The sequence below is a fragment of the Pseudomonas sp. MD195_PC81_125 genome (assembly GCF_014060985.1).
Lineage (GTDB): Bacteria > Pseudomonadota > Gammaproteobacteria > Pseudomonadales > Pseudomonadaceae > Aquipseudomonas > Aquipseudomonas parakoreensis.
The window spans coordinates 1-4,937 of record NZ_JABULD010000707.1 but is presented as its reverse complement, the minus strand read 5'-3'; the positions used below and the strand labels follow the sequence as shown (position 1 = coordinate 4,937).

The following is a 4,937-nucleotide window of genomic DNA, read 5'->3' as shown; positions in this document are numbered from 1 at the left end:
TGAGCTTCAGCGCCCACTGAGGCCTCATCGCTGGCAAGTCAGACTCCCACAGGATTCTGCGTCCGACACAGTACCTGTGGGAGCTGGCTTGCCAGCGATGGCGGTGTGTCGGGCGGCACTGGTTTGGCAGACATTCCTCCATCGCCAGCAGGCTCACTCTTGCAGGGGTTGCATCACTCACGAAATCCATGGAAACCGCAGAGCAATGAACGATGACGCGGTGGCGAGCCGGCACTTAAAATGCCCGCACCTCAGACTCCGGCCCGCCCATGGACATCGACCTCGCCCGCACCTTTCTGGAAATCGTCCGCCACGGCAGCCTCGCCGCGGCAGCGCAGAAGTTGTTCGTCACGCAGACAGCGATCACCGCCCGGGTGCAGAAGCTCGAAAGTCAGCTGGGCAGCACGCTGTTCGTGCGCAACCGCGCCGGGGCGAAACTGACCGCCAATGGCGAGGCCTTCGTGGTCTACGCCAATCAACTGGTGCAGACCTGGGAAGCCGCGCGGCGCGACCTGCCGCTGCTGGACGGCTATCACAACGTGCTGCACATCGGCGGTGAAGTCAGCCTGTGCAACCCGTTGATGCTCAGTTGGGCCGCCGAACTGCGCGAAAAAATCCCCGGGCATGCCCTGCGCATGGAAATCCGCGACGGTGAAAACCTGCTGCGCCAACTCGAACTCGGTGTGCTCGATGCCGCGCTGGTCTATCAGCCGGAATATTGGCCCGGCCTGCAAGTCGAGCAGGTACTGGAAGAAAAACTGATTCTGGTGCGTGCGCCAAACCGCCCGGATCCTTACGTCTACATCGACTGGGGGTCGGACTTCCGTCGCCAGCACGACGCCGCCCTGCCAGACAAAGCCAAAGCCGCGCTGAGTTTCAACCTCGGCCCGCTGGCCCTGCAATACATCCTCGAACACGGCGGCAGCGGCTACTTTCGTACGCGCGTGGTGCGCAGCTATCTGGAAACCGGCGCGCTGGAAGCGGTGACCAAGGCCCCGGAATTCGGCTATCCAACCTATCTGGTGTACGCCCGCGAGCGAGACTCGACAACCTTGCAACAGGCCTTCGATCTGTTGCGCCAGGTGATCGAGACCGATGACGACTGGTCGCAGCGCTGGAACCCGTTGAGCTGAGTCGGCCGCTTTACACCGGAGCATGGCACAACTGACCTCAAGGTCCGGCCTGCACAAACGGCCCGATCGGCTAATCTGCCGGGTATAACAACAATACCCGCAGGTGAAGGCATTGAGGCAGACCACCGAGGCATTCCGCAGCCGCTACCGTGCGGCCATTCATCCGTTGTACAACCCGTGGCTGCACGGCGCTTTCGTGCTGCTGTTCGGCGTGCTGGCGATCGGCGCCTTCTGGCGCAGCGCACGTCAGGTACAGCCACTGGAATGGCTGAGCGTGCCGCTGACCCTGCTGTTCTTCAACGTTGGCGTGTACATGGTCCATCGCCATCTCGGCCACCACAAAAGGACGTTCGCCAAGCTGTTCTATGCGCGGCATGCCGGTGACCACCACAGCTTTTTCACTCCCGGCCACATGACCTACGACGGCGCTCGCGACTGGCGGGTGATTCTGTTTCCGGCCTGGCTCATCGTCGTGCATACGCTGCTTTTCACCCTGCCGCTCTGGTGGCTGCTCGCACAGTTCAACGCCAATGTCGCCGGGCTGTTCGGCGGCTGCATGGTCCTGGGTTATCTGACCTACGAGGTGTTTCACGCCTGCGAACATCTGCCGCCGGATAATCCGCTGACGCGCCTGCCGTGGATCCGCCAGATGCGTCATCTGCATGAACTGCATCACCGTCGCGAGTGCATGCAGGAGCGTAATTTCAATATCGTTCTGCCGTTGATGGATTACCTGTTCGGCACCCTCTACTGGGAGCCGCAACCCGCCCCGTTGCGCCATTCGAGACCCGCCATGACCCGCATGCAGCACCAGATCGATATCGCCGGCGAACCCATTGCCGTCCTTCGCTACGCCGCCAGCGTCAACCATTGGCCGCAGTGGCATCCCTCGTCGCTGAAGATCGACAGCCCGCAAGGCCCGCTGCACGCCGGCGCACGTTTCGCAGAAGACATTCATGCCGGCGGGCGCGCCGGTCATTTGCGCTGGGAGGTTACCGAGTATCTGCCCGGCCGGCGCTGGTGCGCGCGGGCGCGCGGCGACCACGGTCTGTCGTTGCGGCTGACCTACGAGTGCACGGCCGAAGGCGACGGCACACGGTTCGTGCGCACCCTGGATTATCGCTTCGACGGCCTGGGCATGCGCGTTGCCAACCTGTTGCTATTGAAGCGCCGCATCGAACGTGAATCGGCCACATCGATGCAGGCCCTGCGCGACATGGCACTCAAGCACCTGACGCTGACGGGGCAACATTCATGAAGCGCCTGCTGTTACTGCTCGTCGTTCTCGTCATCGCGTTCTTGCTGTTGATGCCAACCAGGGTTCAACCGGAGGCGTGGAAACCGCCAGCGGCACCGTCACTGAGCGAAGGGCTGTACGCCGAAAACCAGCGACTCAAAGCCGTCGAACAGATTGGCCCGGGCGACATCGATGGCCCGGAAGCACTGCTGCTGGAAGGCGACTTCCTGATCACCGGCCTGCATGACGGGCGGCTGATTCGCACCAGCCTCGATGGCAAGACACGCCAAGTCCTGAGCGACACGGGCGGCCGCCCTCTCGGGCTGGCGCGGCATCCCAACGGTCTGCTGGTGATTGCCGACGCGGTCAAAGGCCTGCTCTCGCTCGACGCGCAGGGTCGACTGATTCCTCTGACGACCGAGGCCAATGGCCTGCCCTTCGGTTTTACCGACGACGTGGCGATCGACAAGTCCGGGCACTACGCCTATTTCAGCGATGCCAGCAGCCGCTGGAGTTACGGCCACGACGGTGAGGCGATCATCGAACATGGCGGTGACGGGCGTTTGCTGCGCTACGACTTTCAGACCGGCAAAACCAGCGTGCTCCTCGACAAGCTGCAGTTTGCCAACGGCGTGACACTCGGCCCGGATGACGCTTATGTGCTGGTCAACGAAACCGGTGCCTACCGCATCAGTCGTTACTGGCTGACGGGACCCAAGGCCGGCACCCATGACCTGTTCATCGACAACCTGCCCGGTTTGCCGGACAACCTTGCATTCAACGGCAGCAACCGCTTCTGGGTCGCCCTCTACGCACCGCGCAGTGCCTTGCTCGACGGCACCGCCGGGCATCCGTGGGTGCGCACGATGATCGTCCGGGCACTGACTGTGCTGCCCAAACCGGTGGAGAAACGCGGGTTTGTGCTGGGGCTGGATCTGCAGGGCAAGGTGATCGCCAATCTGCAGGATGCCAGCAGCGGCAATTACTCGCCGATCACCACGGCGCGCGAGTATGGGGACTGGCTGTACCTGGGCTCACTGAAAGCCAGGCACATGGCGCGGTTGCCGCTGGCTGATGCGCTGAAGTAAGTGCGCAGACGAGTGCTGGATGGCCGGGCGTCATCGCTGACCACCAGCACGGTTTTGCAGGTTGATCAGGCCTTGGCGGCCATCGCGGTGACTTCCACGCGCATGCCTTCCACCGCCAGCGACGCCACGCCCACCGCCGCGCGCACCGGCCATGGCTTGGCGAAGAAGCGCTTGTAGACTTCATTGAACGCAGCACGGTCGGCCATGTCGGTGAGGTAAATGGTCAGGTGCATCACCCGATCCATCGAACTGCCCGCCCGCTCCAGCGCCACTTTCAGCGCCTGCAGGGTGCATTCGCTTTGCAGGGTGATATCGCCCAGTTCCAGGCTGCCATCGGCGCGGGTCGGGATCTGGGTCGAGACCAGAATGCCGTTGAAACCGACAACATCGGAGGAAATCGAATCCGCATCCGGATCAGGGGTGAAGCTGAGGTCGTGATTAGCCATGTAAGTCTCTGGTCTGGAGAGAATGAGGGTCGCCGGCCAACAACCCGCCGGGACTTTTCGCGGGGCAGTTTACAACAGTCTTCCGGTGCGACTCAGGCAACCCTCGCTGCCGGACAGAAATCGCGCGCATAAAAAAAACGCCAGCCCTTTCGGACTGGCGTTTTTCTGAATATGGCAGGGGCGGCTGGATTCGAACCAACGCATGGCAGGATCAAAACCTGCTGCCTTACCGCTTGGCGACGCCCCTGTATCTCAAGCTCTGTAACAAGCTCTGCGAGAATGGGCCGCAATTTACCAACCTTTTTTTGATCTGGGAAGCCCCAAGTGCAAAAAAAATTGTTTTAAAACAGCCAGTTATTTTCTGAATCAAGGCAACCGCCACGATTCACTTCGACACCTTCAGCGCAATCGCCTCGCGAATCAGCGCTTTCAAGGCCTGCTCATCGACCGGATCGCCCTCGTGAAAATCAATCGCCCGGCGGGTGTTGCCCTCCAGGCTGGCGTTGAACAACCCCGCTGGATCGGCCTGCGATCAATGCCTGATGCAATTCCTGATAGGCCGCGACCAATTGCTCAAGAGAGAACGCCCGATTGCGCCCACTGGGGTTGGGCAACACCCACACGTGCGCGCCACCCAAAGTCTTCGCCTGCGCTCCCCACGCCACCACTTTCTGCCCCGACAACGCGGCATACGCAGCCTTGCCGAGAAACGCCACATAACGCGGCGCATAGCGGCTGATCTTCTGTTCAAAGCCCAGAGCCGCCGCGACCAACTCCTGCGCCGCCAACTGATCTGCCCGCGCCGTCGGCCGCTCGACCACCGCCGTCAAGCCGCAGCCAAATTGCAGGATGCCTTGATCGTCCTCCGCGTGCATTTCATGCGGCGTAAACCCGGCCAGATGCAAGGTGCGCCAGAAGCGATTCCCGCGCCCGGCAAAATGATGCCCCCTGCGCCGCCGCGAGTAGCCCCCGGATTAATCCCGCAGAACACCACCGAAAGCCCCGGCGCCAGAATGTCTTCCAGCCTTTCACC

The 4,937-nt window shown here is 62.0% G+C and carries 4 protein-coding genes, 1 tRNA gene and 2 pseudogenes; 3 read left to right on the top strand and 4 right to left on the bottom strand.

Going from position 1 to position 4,937, the window contains the following annotated elements; genetic code table 11:
• Window positions 1-269 precede the first annotated feature (269 nt).
• The 3 genes from HT737_RS27695 (at window position 270) to HT737_RS27685 (ending at window position 3,458) form a co-directional block, all read left to right on the top strand.
• Window positions 270-1,133 (top strand): LysR family transcriptional regulator, encoded by an 864-nt coding sequence (locus HT737_RS27695; protein ID WP_182404423.1) that lies wholly within the window; start codon window positions 270-272, stop codon window positions 1,131-1,133.
• Between the two features lie 112 nt (window positions 1,134-1,245).
• Window positions 1,246-2,391, top strand: a complete 1,146-nt coding sequence (locus HT737_RS27690; RefSeq protein ID WP_182404422.1) for an SRPBCC family protein — start codon at window positions 1,246-1,248, stop codon at window positions 2,389-2,391.
• Window positions 2,388-3,458 (top strand): SMP-30/gluconolactonase/LRE family protein, encoded by a 1,071-nt coding sequence (locus HT737_RS27685; RefSeq protein ID WP_182404421.1) that lies wholly within the window; start codon window positions 2,388-2,390, stop codon window positions 3,456-3,458. Before HT737_RS27690 ends, HT737_RS27685 begins: the two co-directional genes overlap by 4 nt.
• Before the next feature lie 65 nt (window positions 3,459-3,523).
• On the opposite strand, the gene HT737_RS27680 is transcribed toward HT737_RS27685, so the two are convergent.
• The 4 genes and pseudogenes from HT737_RS27680 to mug all read right to left on the bottom strand — a co-directional run.
• A complete protein-coding gene (locus tag HT737_RS27680; RefSeq protein WP_025113298.1) occupies window positions 3,524-3,904 on the bottom strand; it encodes a RidA family protein in 381 nt (126 codons plus the stop codon).
• A 172-nt stretch (window positions 3,905-4,076) separates the two neighbouring features.
• Window positions 4,077-4,151: transfer RNA gene (locus HT737_RS27675), tRNA-Gln, on the bottom strand.
• A gap of 138 nt (window positions 4,152-4,289) precedes the next feature.
• A pseudogene (locus tag HT737_RS27670) lies at window positions 4,290-4,430 on the bottom strand (DUF1801 domain-containing protein); the annotation flags it as partial.
• Window positions 4,372-4,937 (bottom strand): annotated as a pseudogene (gene mug, locus HT737_RS27665) (G/U mismatch-specific DNA glycosylase); the annotation flags it as partial. The pseudogenes mug and HT737_RS27670, both read right to left, overlap by 59 nt.